Origin of the sequence: Actinacidiphila sp. DG2A-62, assembly GCF_035825295.1 — a bacterium.
In the GTDB taxonomy this organism is placed as follows: Bacteria; Actinomycetota; Actinomycetes; order Streptomycetales; family Streptomycetaceae; genus Actinacidiphila.
On record NZ_JAYMGI010000002.1, the window covers coordinates 2,736,117 to 2,755,991 of the forward strand.

At 75.3% G+C, this 19,875-nt stretch carries 12 protein-coding genes and 1 pseudogene; 7 read left to right on the forward strand and 6 right to left on the reverse strand.

What is annotated here, in order from left to right:
• Nucleotides 1-82: 82 nt before the first annotated feature.
• Entirely contained in the window at nt 83-772 is a 690-nt protein-coding gene (locus VSR01_RS12195) for a mycothiol-dependent nitroreductase Rv2466c family protein (protein ID WP_326449272.1), read from the forward strand.
• Between the two features lie 481 nt (nt 773-1,253).
• The gene (locus VSR01_RS12200; protein WP_326449273.1) at nt 1,254-1,841 is read left to right on the forward strand and encodes a biotin transporter BioY; all 588 of its coding nucleotides are present in this window, start codon (nt 1,254-1,256) and stop codon (nt 1,839-1,841) included.
• A gap of 150 nt (nt 1,842-1,991) precedes the next feature.
• Here VSR01_RS12200 and VSR01_RS12205 read toward each other — a convergent pair whose 3' ends face one another.
• Nucleotides 1,992-2,792, reverse strand: coding sequence for a zinc-dependent metalloprotease (locus VSR01_RS12205; RefSeq protein WP_326449274.1), 801 nt, complete (start codon nt 2,790-2,792; stop codon nt 1,992-1,994).
• A gap of 7 nt (nt 2,793-2,799) precedes the next feature.
• Nucleotides 2,800-3,213, reverse strand: a complete 414-nt coding sequence (locus VSR01_RS12210; protein ID WP_326449275.1) for an ATP-binding protein — start codon at nt 3,211-3,213, stop codon at nt 2,800-2,802.
• A gap of 305 nt (nt 3,214-3,518) precedes the next feature.
• On the opposite strand from VSR01_RS12210, the gene VSR01_RS12215 reads away from it, so the two are divergent.
• The 3 genes and pseudogenes from VSR01_RS12215 (at nt 3,519) to VSR01_RS12225 (ending at nt 9,107) form a co-directional block, all read left to right on the forward strand.
• Entirely contained in the window at nt 3,519-4,286 is a 768-nt protein-coding gene (locus tag VSR01_RS12215; protein WP_326449276.1) for a helix-turn-helix domain-containing protein, read from the forward strand.
• A 198-nt stretch (nt 4,287-4,484) separates the two neighbouring features.
• Nucleotides 4,485-5,486, forward strand: a complete 1,002-nt coding sequence (locus VSR01_RS12220) for a hypothetical protein (protein WP_442785666.1) — start codon at nt 4,485-4,487, stop codon at nt 5,484-5,486.
• Between the two features lie 208 nt (nt 5,487-5,694).
• Nucleotides 5,695-9,107, forward strand: a pseudogene (locus tag VSR01_RS12225) (S8 family serine peptidase).
• Between the two features lie 114 nt (nt 9,108-9,221).
• Here VSR01_RS12225 and VSR01_RS12230 read toward each other — a convergent pair.
• Complete coding sequence (locus tag VSR01_RS12230; RefSeq protein ID WP_326449278.1) at nt 9,222-12,164, reverse strand: ABC transporter permease; 2,943 nt, start codon at nt 12,162-12,164, stop codon at nt 9,222-9,224.
• Nucleotides 12,161-12,913: an ABC transporter ATP-binding protein gene (locus VSR01_RS12235; protein WP_326449279.1), complete on the reverse strand. Its 753-nt coding sequence runs from the start codon at nt 12,911-12,913 to the stop codon at nt 12,161-12,163. The genes VSR01_RS12230 and VSR01_RS12235 overlap by 4 nt, the downstream gene beginning before the upstream one ends.
• A gap of 267 nt (nt 12,914-13,180) precedes the next feature.
• On the opposite strand from VSR01_RS12235, the gene malQ reads away from it, so the two are divergent.
• Nucleotides 13,181-15,277 carry a 4-alpha-glucanotransferase gene (malQ, locus tag VSR01_RS12240; protein ID WP_326449280.1) on the forward strand — a complete coding sequence of 699 codons (2,097 nt, stop codon included), beginning with the start codon at nt 13,181-13,183 and terminating at the stop codon, nt 15,275-15,277.
• Nucleotides 15,278-15,405: 128 nt separating this feature from the next.
• Nucleotides 15,406-15,645, forward strand: a complete 240-nt coding sequence (locus VSR01_RS12245; protein WP_326449281.1) for a hypothetical protein — start codon at nt 15,406-15,408, stop codon at nt 15,643-15,645.
• An 81-nt stretch (nt 15,646-15,726) separates the two neighbouring features.
• On the opposite strand, the gene VSR01_RS12250 is transcribed toward VSR01_RS12245, so the two are convergent.
• Together VSR01_RS12250 and pepN are read right to left on the reverse strand one after the other, a co-directional pair.
• Nucleotides 15,727-17,154, reverse strand: a complete 1,428-nt coding sequence (locus VSR01_RS12250; RefSeq protein ID WP_326449282.1) for an alkaline phosphatase family protein — start codon at nt 17,152-17,154, stop codon at nt 15,727-15,729.
• A 122-nt stretch (nt 17,155-17,276) separates the two neighbouring features.
• The gene (gene pepN / locus VSR01_RS12255; RefSeq protein WP_326449283.1) at nt 17,277-19,853 is read right to left on the reverse strand and encodes an aminopeptidase N; all 2,577 of its coding nucleotides are present in this window, start codon (nt 19,851-19,853) and stop codon (nt 17,277-17,279) included.
• Nucleotides 19,854-19,875: the final 22 nt, after the last annotated feature.

Genomic DNA, 19,875 nt, shown 5'->3' on the forward strand with positions numbered 1-19,875 from the left:
GGGGGTGACCTGTCCGGTTGGGGCGTTGTGGGGGACGGCCGGCGACCGATCGGGCCGCCTGAGAGAACGCGAGGAGCACACCGTGAGCGCCACCGCTGCCGGACACGAGACCGGACACCAGCCCGCCGCACCCGGGGCCGCCGGAGAGGCGAGGACGACGGCCGACTTCTGGTTCGACCCGCTGTGCCCGTGGGCCTGGATGACCTCCCGCTGGATGCTGGAGGTGGAGAAGCTGCGGCCCGTCGACGTCCGCTGGCACGTGATGAGCCTCGCGGTGCTCAACGAGAACAAGCTCGACACCCTCCCCGCGTCCTACGCGGACTTCCTGCGCGACGCCTGGGGCCCGGTCCGCGTGGTGATCGCGGCGCAGCAGGAGCACGGCGACCAGGTGCTCGGCCCGCTCTACACCGCGCTCGGCACCCGCTTCCACAACCAGGCGCTGCCCAGGACCCGCGAGACGCTGGTCGCCGCGCTGGAGGAGGCCGGCCTGCCCGCGTCCCTCGCCGACTACGCGGACTCCGACGCGTACGACACCGAGCTGCGCGCCTCCCACAAGGAGGGCATCGACAAGGTCGGCCAGGACGTCGGCACCCCGGTGATCGCCGTGCCGGGCCCGGACGGCGAGGAGATCGCCTTCTTCGGCCCGGTGGTCACGCCCGCGCCCCGCGGCGAGCAGGCCGCGCGGCTGTGGGACGGCACGCTCGCGGTCGCCTCGGTCCCCGGCTTCTACGAGATCAAGCGCACCCGGACGGCCGGCCCGGTCTTCGACTGACGGCTGCCCGCCGGGGGTTCGGCCGCCCGCGGGCCCGGACCGGTCCGCGGGGGAGCCGGCCGCCCGGCTCCGACGCGCCGTCGCGATCGGCGTCAAGCGGCGGGAATTGGCGGGAGTCGACAGGAAGCGGCGGCCGTTCGGGCGGCGGCGGGCGGCCGTCGTCGGCCGCCCGCCGGGGGCGCCCCCGGCGGGCGGCCGTCGTCGGCCGCCCGCCGGGGGCGCCCCCGTGGTGTTCCCGCTCGGCCGCGCGCCGGCGACGGACGTGACGCAGCTCACGCGACCTGCCGGGATGTCCGCGCGGGGCGTGCGCCGCGGGTCCGCCGCGGCGCTCCGGCTCGCGTACGGCCCGGACGGCGCGCGGGCGCGGAAGGCTCCAAGGCACGCGGCGCGGCTTTGTACGGGTCGCACGATGTTCGGCCGGTACGGGCTGGGTTAGCGTCACGGTGTCCCGGTCCGCCCTTCTCACCCCCGCGGAGTCCCGATGAGCCTCGCCGCCCCCGCCGCTCCGGCCGTCCTGGCCGACCTGCTGCCCGCGTCCACCACCGCCCGCGCCCGGCTGCGCGACGTCGCGCTGGTGCTCGGCGGCGCCGCGCTGACCGGACTGGCCGCGCAGATCTCGGTGCCGGTGCCCGGGTCCCCGGTGCCGGTCACCGGGCAGACCTTCGCCGCGCTGCTGGTCGGCACGGCGCTCGGCGCCCGCCGCGGCGCCGCCTCGCTCGGCCTCTACGCGGTGGCCGGCGTGGCCGGGCTGCCGTGGTTCGCCGACGGGGCGTCCGGCTGGTCCATGCCCAGCTTCGGCTACATCCTCGGCATGGTCGTGGCCGCGGCGATGGTCGGGGCGCTGGCCCGGCGCGGCGGCGACCGCACCGTGCTGCGGACGGCCGGCGTCATGGTCGTCGGCTCCGCGGTGACCTACGCGGTCGGCGTGCCCTACCTCGCGCACGCGGCGCACCTGTCCGCGGCCGACGCGATCCGTCTCGGGCTGCGCCCCTACCTGCTCGGCGACGCGCTCAAGGCGCTCCTCGCGATGGCCGCGCTGCCCACCGCGTGGCGCTACCTCGACCGCTGATCCCCGAGCCCGCGAGGGGCCGCGCCGTTCGCCGCGGGCCGGGCGCCGGGCGTCGCCCGCAGGGCGCCCCTGTCCGCCGGCGGGGCGCCGGGCGCTGCCCCTGATGGCTCGCGCCCAGCGTGAGGGGCGCCGGGGCGGGAGAGCCGTGGGTCACGGCTGCACGCGGGCGATCCATGCCTCGGGGTCGGCGATCTCGGCCCGGGTCGGCAGCAGCACGGGGTCGGCCCAGGCCAGGTTGAGCGTGTCGGCGCCGGCGAGGGTGACGACGTCGCCTGCCCACACGGCGCCCGCTTCCTGGACCGCCTGGGGTGTCTCGCCGTCCGCGTCGTTGCCCACGACGGTCATGAGCGCCCTCATGTCCGGTGACTCGCGGCCGGTCCGCATGCCGATCCTCCGCCCGACCAGCCTCGTGGTCACCTCTCCGTCCGCCCACCGCGCGTGCCCGTGGAGAGCATGGGCCGTGGCGGCGTCGGCCCACCCCCTTGCCTCCCGGAAGAGCGTCTCGTGTGCCAGAAACGCGCACCCGTCGCTCGCCCGGTGCTGTGCCACCCGCGCCAGGCCGTGCGCGAGGATCCTCAGCAGCCCGTCGTCGTCCGCACCCCATTCGGCCAGGGCGTCCGGCACCAGGAGGATCTCCGGCTGCCAGTCGCCGGTCTCGACGACGCTCCCGTGGACGAGCTGCCACAGGCTCGCCTGCCGGCTCCGTCGTCCCGGCGCCGCGTCGCGGACCGCCTCCCGCGCGGAGTCCGGGAACCCGAAGTCCCGCACGTCGCGGGCGATGACGCGTTCGGTGTACGCGGTGCGGGCGGCGTGCCACGCCTCCGGCGTCACCAGGCGGATCACCGGTGCGGCGCCCATGGGCAAGCGCGTGACCTCCTCCAGGACCGGCAGCACCACGTCCGCGAGGTCGCTCACCGCCGCGCCCAACGGGATCTCACGAGGCGCTTCCACGCGGACATCACACAGCGGCACGGTTCCTCGTTCCCTGCGGCCCACCGGTACGCGACAGGACAGCCCAGACGATCTTCCCCGGCCCTTCGCGGTCCTGCACGCCCCACTGCCCCTCGCAGAGTGCGTCGACCAGGAGGAGCCCGCGCCCCGACTCGGCGTCGTCCGACGCGCTCCGGAGCTGCGGGCGCTGCTCGGCGATGTCGTGCACCTCGATGCGCACGCCGTGCTCCAGCCGCTCGAACCGCGTCGCGATCACATTCCCGTACGGCGGGTGCGCGTGCTTCACGGCGTTGGTCACCAGCTCGGTCAGCACCAACACGGCATCGCCCGCCAGGCTGTCCAGGCCCCACACCTCCAGGTGCCCGAGCAGCAGCCACCGCGCCTTGGCGACCGAACGAGGCGTGGGCGGCCACGTCTTCACGACGTTCCCCGGCCGACGAGAGCGCGCTGCTCGATCGGGTCGCCGGCCGGGTAACACGGCCGAGGGAGAGAACAGTCGGACGATGCGGTGCCTCACGTCGGCGCTCCTTGCGGCGTCGGCCGTGCCCCGGGCCGTTCGCGCCCTGGGTCTCCGGTTGTCACTCACGCGCTCATCGGCAACACTGAGCGTGACAAGAATGTCGCCGGAATGACGCCCTGGCGCGACGACACTGGAGGCGTCATTCCGACGACACACAGGGCGTCATTTCGGTGTCATTACGAGCACCGAAGGGCTAGCGTGGACCTATGAGCACACCAACGCCGAACGGCACTCTGCGAGCGGTCCGGATGGGGCTGCTCATGTCGCAGGACGACTTCGCCCGCGCGCTGCGTGAGGCCGGCGAGCGGGCGGGGGCGCCCAACGACGCCAGCAAGCGACTCGTCCAGCGATGGGAGAGCGGTACGACGGCGGCCCCGCGCGCCGTGTACGCCCGCGCCCTGGAGTCCGTCACGGGGCTGCCCATAGAGTCGCTCGGGTTCGCCGCGCCCGTTCCGGAAGCGCGCCTCGCGAGCGACGGCCACGGCGGGCACGACCTTGAGGCGCGTACCGCCGGGACGACGACCCGAGGGGCCCAGCCCACTGCGAGGGCCTCGACGCCGTCCAACTACAGCGGCGTATGGCTGAGTCGTTACGAGTACTACTCGAGCGGACGCCAGGACACGTTCACCGGCCTTCACCATGTCGTGGTGCTCCAGCACGGGAGCCGCCTCACCGTGCGCAGCATCCCCGGCTCGGCGGACTCGCAGCTCACCATGGACCTGACCGTCGACGGCCCTGTCGTCACGGGCACTTGGGTCGAGCAGACGGCCGACGAGAGCTATTACCGGGGCGCCCGCTATCACGGGGCGATTCAGATGCTCGCCGAACCCACCGGCCGTCGCCTGAGCGGAAAGTGGGTCGGCTTCGGGAAGGAGATGGACGTCAACACCGGCCCCTGGGACCTCGTCTTCCAGGACGCCTCGACCAACAAGGCGACTCTGGCCGCGTACGGTCGTCGCCCGGAGAGCGCGTAGCACGCGGCCACACGCAGCACGGAGCCGGCCACTGTCGACACGCGCACCCGCAAGGTCAGGGCAGCGTATTCACCCGTCCGGACTGGAAGCCGTTATCGGGAACCGAACATATGGACTTTAGCCCGGCGTTGTCCGGATTTGTCGACGAGCCTGTAACAGCGGTTAGGGGCCGGTCGGGTGACGGGAAATCTGACCGGCATGAACGTGAACCACCGCGCCTCCGCGACCGCCGCCCCGCTCCCCCGCTTCGACAGCAGCGTGCTGACCGCGCGCCGGCTGCGCGAGCACGGCCTGACGCCCGCCGCGATCGCCGAACGGTGCCGTCCCGGCGGCCCGTGGCGGCAACTGCTCCCGCAGGTCTACCTGTTGCACCCGGGGCCACCGAGCAGCCGCGAGCGCGTGGAGGCCGCGCTGCTGTACGCGGGGCGTGAACCGGGCGCGCCCGGCCCCGTCGGCGGCGGGCAGGAGGCCATGGTGACCGGTCCCGCCGCGCTGGCCCTGCACCGGTTCTCCTCGGTGCCGCCGCTGCCCGGACTGCCGGTGATCGACGTGCTGGTGGCCGCCCGGCGGCGGCTGCACGACGCCCGCGGGGTGTCGGTGCACCGGGCCGCCCGGCCGCTGCCGCGCCCGCAGGACGTCGACGGGCTGCCCTGCGCGCCGGTGCCGCGGGCGCTGGCCGACGCGGTCGCCGAGATCGACGACGTGGACACCGTACGGCTGCTGCTGTCCGAGGCGGTGCGCGGCGGGCACTGCGACGCCTCCGCGGTGCTGCGGGAACTGGCCGAGGCGGGACTGGCCGAACTGCCGTACGTGACGCCCGCGGTGCGCGAACTGCACGTCGCCGAACGGGAGACGGCCGAGGGCCGGCTGTACGCGATGGTGCGCGACCAGGCGCTGCCCGACCCGGTGTGGAACGTGGAGCTGCGACTGCCGGGCGGTCCGCCGCTGGGCGCGGTGGACGCGTACTGGCCGGAGCACGCCGTCGCGGTGTCGGTGGACGCCGGCCCGCTGGACGACGCGGCGTGGGCGCGCAGGGCCCGGCAGGGCGAGCGGCTGGAGGCGCTGGGCATCACGCTGATCCATCTGACCCCGGCCGCGCTCGCCGCGTCGCCCGAACAGCAGGCGACGGTGGTCAGGACCGCGCTGATGGCGTCCGCGGACCGGACGCCCGCGGCGTACGTGGTGGTGACGCCCCGCTGACCGGCGCCTCCTGCGACCGGCGTACGTCGGCTGCGTCCATATGTCCGGCGCGTGGGTGAAAGTCCCTGGTGGCGGTGGCGGGTTTGCGCCATCCGAACACCAAGTGAAGGTCAACACTCCCCAAAGCGCACCCCATTCGCGCAAGGTGAGCGGTCGTACGACTCCGCACTTCGAACAGCCAGTGCCCGAGACGGAACGTCCGACAGGGATGCCCATGCCACTCGCACACATAGCCGCGACGAGACGCGCGGCCCGTATCGCGCTCGCCGCGGGACTGGTCGCCGCGCTGGCGGCCGGTTCGCCCGCGCTCGCGGCCGCCTCGGCCCCGGCCGCGCCCGGCTCGGCGGCCGGCGCCTCCGGCGCGGCAGGGACGCCCGGCGCTCCCGGCGGGGACGCGCCGGCCAAGGACGCCGCCGACAAGCTGGGCGCCGCCGACGCCCAACTGCTGGCGAAGGCCAAGGCGGACGGCGACAAGAACGTCACGTTCATGGTCGCCGCGGCGCCCGGCAGCACCGGCAAGGTGGCGGCGGAGCTGCGCGGGCGCGGCGCGAGCGTCGGCAGGACGTACGACGCGCTGGGCTACGTGCGCGCGACCGTGCCGACCGCGAAGGCGGACGCGGCGCTGGCCGCGGCCGGCCGGCTCCCCAGGTGCGCGCGATCGACCTCAAGCAGGAGATCGCGCTCGACGACCCGAGGCCGGCGGCGGACACGGACAAGGCCGCGGGCACGGGCACGGGCACGGGCGCGGACAAGGCCGCGAACACGAACAGCGGCAAGAACACCGGCAAGGGCCACGGCAACGGCACGACCTACCCCGGTCCGGGCAAGGACACCCCGGCGAAGAACCCCTACCAGCCGGCCTTCGAGACCGGCGCCGTGGACTTCGTGCAGCACAACCGCACCTACGACGGCCGCGGCGTGACCATCGGCATCCTCGACTCCGGCGTGGACGTCGGCCACCCGGCGCTGCGGCGCACCACCACCGGCGAGCGCAAGATCGTGGACTGGGTGACGTCCACCGACCCGATCATCGACGGGGACGCGACCTGGCGGCCGATGGTCACCGCGGTCGCCGGCCCCTCGTTCACCGCCGCCTCGCGCACCTGGACCGCGCCCGCGGGCTCGTACTACTTCAGCACCTTCGCCGAGGCCGCCACCAAGGGCGGCGACATGGCCGGCGACCTCGACCGCGACGGCGACACCACCGACGTGTGGGGCCTGCTCTACGACCCGGCGGCCGGCACCGTGCGGGTGGACCTGGACAACGACGGCGACTTCACCGACCAGACCGCGATGAAGCCGTACAAGGACGGCTTCCAAATCGGGCACTTCGGCACGGACGACCCGGCGACCGCGATCTCGGAGTCGATCCCGTTCACCGTGGAGATCCGCGAGGACGTGCCCATGGACCCCTACGGCGGGACATGGGTCGGCAAGACCGCGGACTTCGTGAACATCGGCGTGGTGCAGTCCGAGCACGGCACCCACGTCGCGGGCATCACCAGCGCGTACGGGCTGTTCGGCGGCGCGATGAACGGCGCCGCGCCCGGTGCGAAGATCGTCTCCTCGCGGGCCTGCACCTGGTCCGGCGGCTGCACCAGCACCGCGCTGACCGAGGGCATGATCGACCTGGTGGTCAACCGGCACGTGGACGTGGTCAACATGTCCATCGGCGGCCTCGGCGCCCTCAACGACGGCGCCAGCGCCCGCGACCGGCTCTACCAGCAGCTCGTCGACACCTACGGCGTGCAGCTGGTCATCTCGGCCGGCAACGACGGCCCCGGCGTCAACACGATCAGCGACCCGGGTCTGGCCGACCACGTGCTCAGCGTCGGCGCCTCCATCTCCAAGCAGACGTGGGCGGCGAACTACGGCTCGCAGACCACCGCGGCGTACTCGCTGCTCCCCTTCTCCGCCCGCGGCCCGCGCGAGGACGGCGGCCTCGCGCCGGTGATCACCGCGCCCGGCGCGTCCATCAACGCCGTCCCCACCTGGGAGCCCGGCGCACCGGTGAAGGAGGCCGGCTACGGCCTGCCGCCCGGCTACGCGATGCTCCAGGGCACCTCGATGGCCTCCCCGCAGGCGACCGGCGCCGCCGCGCTGCTGCTGTCGGCGGCCAAGGCACGGCATCTGACGGTCACCCCGGCGCAGTTGCGCACCGCCCTGACCAGCACGGCCAAGGACATCCGCGGCTTCCAGACGGTCGACCAGGGCGCCGGCCTGGTGGCCGTCGGCCCCGCCTGGGACCTGCTGCGGCGCGGCGTGTCCGCCGACACCTACACGGTCAAGGCGCCGGTGGACACGGTGCTGTCGGACTACCTGACGACCCCCGGCTACGGCACCGGCGTCTACGACCGTGAGGGCGGCCTGAAGGCCGGCCAGCGGCGCACCTACAGCGTGACCGTGACCCGCACCGGCGGTCCGGCGTACGCCCAGCCGCACACCCTGACCTGGGCGCACAACGACGGCACCTTCCGCGTCGAGGGCTCCCCCGTGGTGCGGCTGCCGCTGAACCAGCCGGTGACGGTACGGATCACCGCGGCGCCGCGGTCGGCCGGCGTGCACAGCGGCCTGCTCACCGTGGACGACCCGCTGACCCGCGGCGCGGACACGCAGATCCCGGCCGCGGTGGTGGTCGCCACGCCGGTCGCCGCGCCCTCGTACACCCTGACCCGCTCCGGCAGCATCCAGCGCGACGTGACCACCTCGTACTTCGTGACCGTGCCGGCCGGCGCGACCGCGCTGGAGGTCGCCATGGACGGTCTGAAGCCGGGCAGCCAGACCCGCTTCCTGACCATGCACCCCTACGGTGTGCCGCTGGACTCGACGCAGACCATCGACTGCTACCCCAACTACGACAACCCGGCGAACACCTGCCGCCCCGACGTGCGGTCCTACGCCGACCCGACGCCGGGCGTGTGGGAGATCTCGGTGGAGGCGCGGCGCACCTCGCCGCAGCTGGACAACCCCTACCGGCTGACCGTCTCGCTGCTCGGCGCGGCCTTCGACCCGGCGGTGCGCACCCTGCCCGAGGCGACGGTCGGCACGCCGGAGCCGGTCGACTGGAGCGTCACCAACGGCTTCGCCGCGATCGACGGCACGCTGGAGGGCGGCCCGCTCGGCTCCGCGCACACCGCGGCGCCCACGATCGCGCAGGGCGACACGCAGACCACCGAACTGGCGCTGCCGGCCGGCGTCTCCCGGCTGGACGTGTCGATCGGCTCCACCTCCGACACCGGCGCCGACCTCGACCTGTACGTCTACCGGGACGGCGTGCTGGTCGCGCAGTCCGCGGACGGCGACGCGGAGGAGTCGGTGAGCCTGACCGCGCCGGCAGCCGGGACGTACACCTTCGAGGTGGACGGCTACGCGGTGCCGGCCGGCACCACCTCCTACGCCTACGAGGACGTCTACTTCGCCGACTCGCTCGGCACGGTGAGCGTCGGCGGCGACCCCCGGATCGACCTGCCGCACGGCGCGACGGCCCGGGTCTCCGCCTCCCTGACCGCCGCGGCGCCCGCGCCGGCGGGACGTCGGCTCTTCGGCGAGGTCCGCCTGCTGGACGCCCGCGGCTCGGTCGCGGGCAAGGGCAGCGTGATCGTCACCTCGACGGCGCCGTAGCGCCGCCACACGCCATTCGGCGGGGAGGACCGCGGGGCGGGCGCTCAGGGGGCGCCCGCCCCGCGGGTCGTTCGCGGCCGGGCGCCGCGCCCGGCCGCGCCGGCAGGCGGCCGGTCACTCGCGGGGCGTGCCCGCCGCGGCCGGCGTGGTGCGCAGCAGGGCCCTGGCGGGCAGCGCGGTCGCCGCCAGGCCCAGGACGACGGTGGCCGCGGCGATGCCGAGGGCGGTGCCCGGCTGCACGTGCGGCGCGCCGCCGGTCAGACCGCGGGCGACGGGGACCAGCGTGACCCACGCGATGGCCCCGCCGATCAGCAGTCCCGCGGCGGACACCAGCAGCGCCTCCCAGCGCATCATCCGCAGCACTTGGCGGCGCGTGGTGCCGGCCAGCCGCAGCAGCGCGACCTCCCGGCGGCGGTCCAGCACCGTCATCACCAGCGTGTTGCCCGCGGCGACGGCCGCGAAGCCGCCGAGCACCGCGGCCATCACCCGGTTGGCCCAGGCGTTCAGCTCCAGGTCCTTGTTCACGCTCGCCCGGTAGCCCGCGCGGTCGGTGACGGTCAGCCCCGGCTCGCCGAGCCCGGCCAGCGCCCGGCCGACGTCCGCGGGGCGCGCGCCGGCCCGGTCGCGCACCAGCACCTGCGTGTCGTACGCGGTGGCGGCGTGCGGGGCGACCGCGGCGCGCGGCAGCAGCAGTTGGCCCAGGCCCAGGCCGCGCCCGTAGACCGCGACGACGCGCGGGCGGATCTGCGTGCCGTCGCCCAGCCACAGCGACAGGCGCCCGCCGACCTTCACCTTCGCGGTGCCGGCGAGCAGCGTGTCGACCGCGACGGTGCGGCCGTCGCCGGTCAGCGCGCCGAGCGAGCCCGACCTCAGATCGAGGTCGAGGACCTTCGGCAGCCGGGCCGGGTCGCCGCCGACGCCGAGGACGTCCGCGGAGTTCAGCGATCCCCCGGCGCGGTAGAGCGCGCCGGTGCGCAGCACCCCGACCGCCGTGTCCACGCCCGGTGCGCGGGCCGCGCGCGGCGCGGCGGAGGCGGGCAGCCCCGGCCCCGACGAGCCCAGCACCTGGTCGGCCACGACCCCCTCGCGGACCTGCCGCTGCGCGGTGTGCGTGATCGAGTCCTGCATGCACAGCAGCGTGCCGCAGAAGGCGGTGACCAGCACGATCGGCGTGATCGCGAAAGCCAGCCGACGGGCGCCCGCGCGGGTGTTGGCGGCGGCGAGCGCGGCGGGCGCGGACCGGGCCGCGCGCAGCGGCAGCCCGAGCACGACCGCGGCGAACCAGGCCACCACGGGACCCAGCAGGGCGACGGCGACCATGAAGCTGAAGACCACGCCGAGGGCGACGGACGCGGCGTCGTCGCCGGTGGTGTACGCGGCGACCGCGGACAGCACGCAGCCGCCGGCCAGCGCGGCCACGCCCAGCACGGTACGGATCACGCCGGGGCGGCGGCGCTCCACCGCGGCCTCGCCCAGCGCCCGGCTGGGCCGGGCCCGGGACGGGCGGCGCGCGGCCAGGTAGCCGGCCAGCAGCGAGGCGAGCAGGCCCGCGCCGATCGCGACGACCATCGGGATCCAGCCGACGGACAGCGTCACGCCGCGCGGCACCGCGTCCCGGTCCACGAGCTGGTCGAACCACCAGCGGGCCAGCGCCAGGCCCGGCAGGATGCCGGCGGCGCCCGCGAGCGGCGCGACGAGCAGCGCCTCGACCGCCACCGTGCGGCGGATCTGCCGCGGCGTCGCGCCGACCGCGCGCAGCAGCGCGATCTCCCGGCCGCGCTGGCCGACCGCGAGGGAGACCGTGCCCATCACCACGAACACCGCGGTCGCGGCGGCGATCCCGCCGAAGGACGCGCCGAGCGCGATCAGCATCTCGCGCGCGGTCGCCAGGTCCGGCGCTTCGGCGGCGCCGCGGTCCTGGCCGGTCCACACCTTCAGGTGCGGCAGGGTCGGGTCCGGCGTCTCGGCCTCGGCCTCGCTCTGGCCATGCGCCTGGGCCTGGGTCTGGGCCTGACCCTGGGTCTGGGTCTGGGTCTGACCCTGGGTCTGGGTCTGGGCTTGGCCCTGGGTCTGGGTCTGGGCTTGGCCCTGGGTCTGGGTCTGGCCCTGGCTCTGGGCTTGGCCCTGGCTCTGGGCTTGGCCCTGGGCCCGGACTTGGCCCTGGGTCTGGGTCTGGGCTTGGCCCTGTGCGCGGGCCTGGGCCTGCCTCTGGGCGTGCGGCGCCTGGCCCTGGTTCGCCAGCGCCTTCCTGACCTGTGCCGCCAGGTCCGGCGTCGCCACGCCGGGCCGCCCGTACACCGCGATCGCGTCCGCCAGCCCCGGGTGCCCGGCGAGTGCCGAGGCGACGGAGTCCGCGACGTAGGCCTCCGGCGCGGACCCCGGCCCCGCCGCCCGTGCCGCCGTGCCGCCGCCGAGCACCCCGGACACCCGGTACGTCGCGGTCCCCGCGGGCGTCGTCAGCGTGATCCGGTCCCCCACCCCGGCCCCGGCCGCCCGCGCGGCCGCGGCGTCCAACACCACCTCGCCGGCGCCAGGGGCGTGAACGGCCGGCCCCGCGCCCGACGGTGCGGCGGACGCCGTATCGGACGCCGCATCCCCCGTGGACGCCGCGTCCCCCGCCGACGCCGCATCCCCCGCCGACGCCGCATCCCCGGCGGACGCCGTCGAGGCGATCGTGTGGGCGGACCAGTCGCGGACCGTCAGGTCCGGCAGGTGCGCGGCCGTGGCCGGGAAGGAGACGTCGGGCACGGCCGCGGCCACCGACGGCAGCGCGGCGACGCGCGTGGCGAGCGCGGCCGGCAGGCGGGGCCGGTCGGTGAGCGGCTCGGACTCGGTGTCCCGGTCGTCGCCGTGGCCGGTGGTGACGCTCGCCTGCGGATCGGCCGCGACGACGACCGGCACATGGGCGTAGCGGGCCGGCGGCACGTGCGCGGTGATGCCGGTCTGCAGCAGCGTGCCGCACGCGGTCACCACGGCCGCGGCGAACAGCAGCGCGACGAACGTGCCGACGAAGGACGCCGGGCGGAACCGCACCGAGGCGCGGGCGAGGCCGTTCACGCCGCGGCCCCCAGCGAGCCGCCGCGCGCGGTCAGCGCGACCATGCGGTCGGCGATCGCGGTCGGGTCGGGCGAGGTGAGCTGTCCGGCCAGCGCGCCGTCGGCGAGGAAGAGCACCCGGTCGGCGTACGAGGCGGCGACCGGGTCGTGGGTGACCATGACGACGGTGGCGCCCATCGCGTCCACCGCGCGCCGCAGCAGCCCGAGCACGTCGCGCGCGGTGCCGGTGTCCAGCGCGCCGGTCGGCTCGTCGGCGAAGACCACCTCGGGCTCGGTGACCAGCGCGCGGGCGATCGCCACCCGCTGCTGCTGTCCGCCGGACAGCTGCCCGGGGCGCCGCCTGCCGTGCCCCTCCAGGCCGACCGAGGCGAGCACCGCCGCCGCCCGCGCGCGGTCCGGGCGGCGCCCGGCCAGGCGCTGCGGCAGCAGGACGTTCTGCTGCACGGTCAGCGACGGCAGCAGGTTGAAGGACTGGAAGACGAAGCCGACGCGGCTGCGCCGCAGCCGGGTCAGCTGGTTCTCGCCGAGCCCGGTGATGTCCTGGCCGCCGAGCAGCACCGCGCCCGAGGTCGGCCGGTCCAGCCCGGCCGCGCACTGCAGGAAGGTGCTCTTGCCGGAGCCGGAGGGTCCCATCACGGCGGTGAAGCTCTGCCGTGGCAGCGCCAGGTCCACGCCGCGCAGCGCGTGCACGGCGGCGTCGCCCTTCCCGTAGGTGCGGCGCACCTCACGCAGTTCGACCGCGTGCTCCATGGCCGTGGGCCCCTTCCGTCCTTGTTCCGTCCTCGGTGGCGTCCTCCGCGGCGCACCCGGCGCCGACCCTCCCGACGCTACGGAGCGCGACGCCGGGCGACCATGGCGCTCGCCGCCGTCCCCGGGGTGGGGACAACCCCCGTGCCGAGGGGATAGAAGCCGCGTGACCGCGGGAAGGGTTCCGGCACACCCCCGCAGCGGCGGCCGCGTCGACGCGGCCGCCGGGAGGGACGGACGGCGGGCGACCGCCGCAGGGACGGAGGCCCGATGACCCGGGAACGGCTCGCCGCGATGTACGGCGTGGACGTCGTGTACCACCCCGCGCCCGGCGTGGAGCAGCGCGTTCCCGCGGACAGCGTCGTCGCCGTGCTGGCCTCGCTGGGCGTGGACGCGAGCACCGACCGCGCGGTGCGCGACGCGCTCGCCGCCGCGGAGCAGCGCCGCACGCACGCGCTGCTGCCGCCGTGCACGGTGGTGCGGGCGCCGCGCGGCGGCGCGGGCCCGTCGCTGCGCGCGGCGTTGCCGGACCTGCCCGAGGGCACCCGGCTGACCGTGCGGACCGCGGCCGGCGAGGAGCTGCCCGACCCGCCGCGCACCCCCGGCCGCTACGCGCTGCGGGCCGCCGCGCCCGACGGCAGGACCGCGCACGGCGACCTGGTCGTGGCCCCCGCCCGGCTGCCCGGCCCGCCCGGCCGCACCTTCGGCTTCATGGCGCAGCTGTACTCGGTGCTGTCCTCGCGGTCGTGGGGCATGGGCGACCTCGGCGACCTGGCCGACCTCGCCGCCTGGTCGGGGCGGACGCTCGGCGCGGGGTTCCTGCAGATCAACCCGCTGCACGCGGCGGTGCCCGGCCGTCCCACCGACCCCTCGCCGTACCGCCCGTCCTCGCGGCGCTTCCCCGATCCGGTCTACCTGCGGATCGAGGAGGTGCCGGAGTACGCCTACCTGCCGGCCGAGGCGCGCGAGGAGGCCGACCGGCTGCTGCGCCGCGCCGCCGCGCTGCGAGACAACGTGCTGCTGAAGGACGCGCTGATCGACCGGGACGCGGTGTGGGAGCTGAAGTCCGCCGCGCTGGAGCTGCTGCGGACGGTGCCGCTGAGCCCGGGGCGCCGGGCCGCCTACGCCGACTTCCTGGCCGCGCAGGGCCAGGCGCTGGACGACCACGCCACCTGGTCGGCGCTGGCCGAGCTGCACGGCCCGGACTGGCACTCCTGGCCGGCGGGGCTGCGCGACCCCCGCTCGCCGCAGGTGGCCAGGGCGCGCGGCGCGCACCTGGACCGGGTGGACTTCCACTGCTGGCTGGCCTGGCTGACCGACACGCAGCTCGGCGCGGCGCAGCGGGCGGCGCGCGAGGCCGGCATGCCGGTGGGCATCGTGCACGACCTGGCGGTGGGCGTGCACCCGGGCGGCTCGGACGCCTGGGCGATGCAGGACGTGCTGGCCGCGGGCATGTCGGTGGGCGCGCCGCCGGACGCCTTCAACGCGCGCGGCCAGGACTGGGGGCTGCCGCCGTGGCGCCCGGACGCGCTGGCCGCCACCGGCTACGCGCCCTACCGCGACCTGGTCGCCCGGCTGCTGCGGCACGCCGGGGGCTTGCGGATGGACCATGTGATGGGCCTGTTCCGGCTGTGGTGGGTGCCCGAGGGCCGGCTGCCGACCGACGGCGCGTACGTCCGCTACGACGCCGAGGCGATGCTCGGGCTGCTGGCCCTGGAGGCGTACGAGGCGGGGGCGGTGGTGATCGGCGAGGATCTGGGCACGGTCGAGCCGGGGGTGCGCGAGGAGCTGGCCGACCGGGGCGTGCTGGGCACCTCGGTGCTGTGGTTCGAGCGCGACTACTCCGGCGCGGACGCCGACCGCAGGCCGCTGCCGCCGGCCGCGTGGCGCGAGTCGTGCCTGGCCACGGCCACCACCCACGACCTGCCGAGCACGGCGGCGCGGCTGACCGGCGAGCACGTCGAGCTGCGGCACCGGCTGGGGCTGCTGACCAGGCCGCTGGCCGAGGAGCAGGCGGCGGACGGCGCGGAGGTCGCCGAGTGGATCGCGCTGCTCGGCCGGCTCGGGCTGCTGCCGGAGGGCACGGGCGACGAGGAGGCGGTGGTCAAGGCCGTGCACCGGTTCCTGGCCAGGACGCCGGCCCGGATGGTCGGGGTGTGGCTGCCGGACGGCGTGGGCGACCGCCGCCCGCAGAACCTTCCGGGCACCTCCGACGAGTACCCCAACTGGCGGCTGCCGGTGGCCGGGCCGGACGGCGTGCCGCTGACGCTGGAGCAGCTGGCGTCCTCGCGCCGCCTGCACGACCTGGCGGAGGAGGTGCGCGGGGCGCTGGCGCGGGACGCGCGGGGGCGGCGCGCGGCGCCGTGACGACGCCCGGCGCCGTGATGACGCCCAGCGCCATGACGACGCGGGAGGGGCGCGCCGCTCGGGCGGCGCGGGGCGCCGTAAGGCACCCCGGGCGCGCGGACCCGGACGGCGGTCACTACATTGAGCGCGTGGACAAGAACACCAAGAAGGCCGTGCGGGCCGGCGTCGTCACCGCCGGTACGACGCTGATCATGCTGATGTCGTCCCCCGCGTTCGCGCTGACCCGCGACGACGGCGACGACCCGGGTTCCGGCCTGAGCGTCATCCAGACGCTGGGCCTGTTCGTGGCGTGCCCGCTGGTGCTCTTCGGCATCATCGCGGGCCTGGTGATGGTGACCGACAAGTCCCGCAAGCAGCAGCGCGGCTGACGCGCGCGGAGCGCGGCGGCGCGCACCGGCCCCCCGTGGCGCACGGCGGCGCGCCGCCGTGCCGTCGGCCGCCGGCCCCGCTCAGACGTGGGGGCGTGAGCCGGGCTCCTGCTGGGGGAAGTCCTGGTCCGCGCCCGGCAGCACCGGCGCGGGGAGCGTCGCCACGTCCTGCTCGGCCCGCGCGAGCTGCTCGGCGGTGTCGTCGGGCAGCGCCGGCGCGGTCGGCCGGGCGTCGGCGAAGCGGAACACCGAGCTGAGGTCGCCGAAGGTGTCGCGCCGCCACTGGCTGATGTTCGGCTCGCGGACGCCGGTGAGGTGCTCCAGCAGCCGCAGCGGCGAGGTGTGGTCGAAGGCCTCGCTGGCCACCCAGCCGCCGACCGTCCACGGCGAGACGACGATCGCCGGCACCCGGAACCCCGCGCCGATCGGCAGGCCCTGCACGAACTCGTCGGGCGTCCCGGCCGGCGGCACCGGCGGCGGCACATGGTCGAACAGCCCGTCGTTCTCGTCGTAGTTGAGGATGAACGCGGTCTTCGCCCACACCTTCGGGTTGGCCGCCACCGCCTCGATCTTGGCGGCCACGAAGTCCGCGCCGGCGGCCGGCAGGAAGTCCGGGTGCTCGGACTGCACGCTGGTCGGGATGATCCACGAGACGGTCGGCAGCCGGTCGTTCCTGGCGTCCTCCTCGAACGCGTCGGCCGGGCCGGGCCGCACCCCCTGCTCGTAGAGCGCGGAGCCGGGCTGCGCGGCGCGGAAGGTCCCGAAGTACTCCAGGACGTTGCAGCCGTAGTCGTCGTCCTGCTGGTAGACCTTCCAGCTCACCCCGGCCGCCTGCAGCCGCTCGGCGTAGGTGGTCCAGGTGTACGGCTTGGGGTCGCTGTTGGAGATCACCGGGCCGCCGCGGGTCCCGGACGGGTCGATCGTGCCGGTCATCCAGTACAGCCGGTTGGGCCAGGTCGGGCCCATCACCGAGCAGAAGTAGTTGTCGCAGATCGTGAACGCCTCGGCCAGCGCGAACTGGAACGGGATGTCCTCGCGGGTGTAGTAACCCATCACATACGGGCCGTTGGCGCCGTCGGCCTTGCGGTGCGCGGGCAGCCACTGGTCCATCCGGCCGCCGTTCCACGCCTGGTGCTGCACCGACCAGGCGTGGCTGGTGGAGGGGATCGCCTGGGCGCTGGTGCTGTGGGTGTCCAGGTGGAACGGCAGCAGGTAGCCGTCCGGGTTCACCTCGTCGGGCTGGTGGAAGACCGAGCGGCCGGTGGACAGCGTCAGCGCGTCGGGGTCGGCGAAGCCTCGGACGCCGGAGAGCGTGCCGAAGTAGTGGTCGAACGAGCGGTTCTCCTGCATCAGCATCACGACGTGCTCGATGTCGGCGAGGGAGCCGCCGCGGACCGGGCCGGCCGCGACCGCCCGCTGCACGCTGGGCGGCAGCAGGGCGAGGGCCGCGGCGCCGCCCATCGCCCCGGCCGCCGATCCGAGGAGCCGGCGGCGGGTCAACTCGGCCATGCGCGTTCCTCCCCGGGGGTGAAGCGGTCGGCCTCACCTTGACGTGGAACGCGCGGGGCGCGCAGGAGGCTCGCCGGGCCGGGCGGGCAGGCCGCCCGCCCGGCGCAGCGATCCGGGGGGCGTCAGCGCGCGGCGCCCGCCGCGGCGTCGGCGGCCTGGGCCCTGAGCGCGCGTTCGACGCCCGCGCGGGCCTCGACGACCAGGCGGCGCAGCGCCGGCGCCGGCTGGGCGGCGGCCAGCCACGCGTCGGTGGCGTCGAGGGTGGCCTGCACGACCTGGAACGAGGGGTAGAGCCCGACCACGATCTGCTGGGCCATCTCGTGGCTGCGCGAGTCCCACACGTCCTTGAGCGCCGCGAAGTACCGCTCGGTGTAGGGCGCGAGCAGCTCGCGCTGGTCGGTCTGGACGAAGCCGCCGATCAGCGCCTCCTGCACCGCGTTCGGCAGCTTGTCGTCCTCCACGACCGAGGCCCACACCTCGGCCTTGGCCTCGGCGACGGGCCGCGCGGCGCGGGCGCCTGCGGCGTGCTGCTCGCCCGCGGAGGTGGGGTCGCGCTTCAGCTCGTCCTCGATCGCCTCCTCGCCGGCCCGGCCGGTCGCGGCCAGCCGGGTCAGCAGCGCCCAGCGCAGCTCGGTGTCGACGGCCAGGCCCTCGTACTCCGTGGTGCCGTCCAGCAGGCCCTGGAGGATGTCGAGCTGCTCGGGGGTGCGGGCCACGTCGGCGAAGGCCCGCGCCCAGGCGAGCTGGTGGTCGCTGCCCGGCGCGGCGGCGGCCAGGTGCTCCAGGGACGCCTCGGTCCAGCGGGCCAGACCGGTCTCGCGCCAGGCCGGGTCCGCGTACAGGTCCAGGGCCAGCTTGAGCTGGCGGTGCAGGGACTGCACCACCCCGATGTCGGACTCCTTGGCGACGCCGTGCAGCACCAGCTCCAGGTAGTCGCGGGTGGCCAGCTCGCCGTCCCGCGTCATGTCCCAGGCGGCGGCCCAGACCAGGGCGCGCGGCAGCGACTCGGTGAAGTCGCCGAGGTGGTCGCGCACGGTGGCCAGGGACTGCTCGTCCAGCCGGACCTTGGCGTACGACAGGTCGTCGTCGTTGAGCAGCACCACGTCGGGGCGGCGCACGCCGGTCAGCTCGGGCACCTCCGTCAGCTCGCCGTCCACGTCCAGCTCCACGCGGGTGGTGCGGACCAGCTTGCCGTCCTGGAGGTCGTAGCCGCCGACGGCGATGCGGTGCGGGCGCAGCACGGCGGAGCCCTTGGCGCCCGCGGGCAGCGCGGGGGCCTCCTGGCGGACCGCGAAGGACGTCACGACGCCGTCGTCGCCGACGGTCAGCTCGGGCCGCAGCACGTTGATGCCGGCGGTCTCCAGCCACGCCTTGGACCACGTCTTCAGATCGCGGCCGGAGGTCTCCTCCAGGGCGCCGAGCAGGTCGGTCAGCCGGGTGTTGCCCCAGGCGTGGCGCTTGAAGTACGCCTGCACGCCGGCGAAGAAAGCGTCCATGCCGACATAGGCGACGAGCTGCTTGAGCACTGAGGCGCCCTTGGCGTACGTGATCCCGTCGAAGTTGACGAGCACGTCGTCCAGGTCGTTGATCTCCGCCATGATCGGGTGGGTGGAGGGCAGCTGGTCCTGGCGGTACGCCCACGTCTTCATCGTGTTGGCGAAGCTGGTCCACGAGTGCGGCCACTTCGAGCCGGGGGCGTGGGCCTGGCAGGCGATGGAGGTGTAGGTGGCGAACGACTCGTTCAGCCACAGGTCGTTCCACCACTCCATGGTGACCAGGTCGCCGAACCACATGTGGGCCAGCTCGTGCAGGATGGTCTCGGCGCGCAGCTCGTAGGCCGAGTCGGTGACCTTGGAGCGGAAGACGTACTGGTCGCGGATGGTGACCGCGCCCGCGTTCTCCATCGCGCCGGCGTTGAACTCCGGGACGAAGAGCTGGTCGTACTTGGCGAACGGGTAGGGGTGGTCGAACTTCTCCTGGAACCAGTCGAAGCCCTGGCGGGTGACCTCGAAGATCGCCTCGGCGTCCAGGTGCTCGGCGAGCGAGGGGCGGCAGTAGATGCCCAGCGGCACGCTGCGGCCATCGCCGTCCCAGCTGCTGTGCACGGCGGTGTAGGGGCCGGCGATCAGCGCGGTGACGTAGGAGGAGATGCGCGGGGTGGGCTCGAAGGCCCACACGCCGTCCGCGGTGGGCTCGGGGGTCGGGGAGTTGGAGACCACCGTCCAGCCGGCCGGGGCCCGCACGGTGAAGGCGAAGGCGGCCTTCAGGTCGGGCTGCTCGAAGCTGGCGAAGACGCGCCGGGCGTCGGGCACCTCGAACTGCGTGTAGAGGTACGCCTGCTTGTCGACGGGGTCGACGAAGCGGTGCAGGCCCTCTCCGGTGTTGGTGTAGGCGCAGTCGGCGACCACGCGCAGTTCGTTCGCCCCCCGGCGCAGGCCGGCCAGCGCGATGCGGGAGTCGGCGAAGACCGCGGCGGGGTCCAGCGCCTCGCCGTTGAGCACCACCTCGCGCACGGCCGGCGCGACGAGGTCGATGAACGTCTCCCCGGCCTCGCGGGCCTCGAACGTCACGGTGGTCGCCGAGCGGAAGGTCCCGCCGTCCTGGGCGCCGCGCAGGTCCAGCTCGACGGCGTAAGCGTCCACGCGCAGCAGGCGCGCCCGCTCCTGCGCCTCCTCACGTGTGAGGTTCGTACCAGCCACAGCGGCCCACTCCTTCTCATCC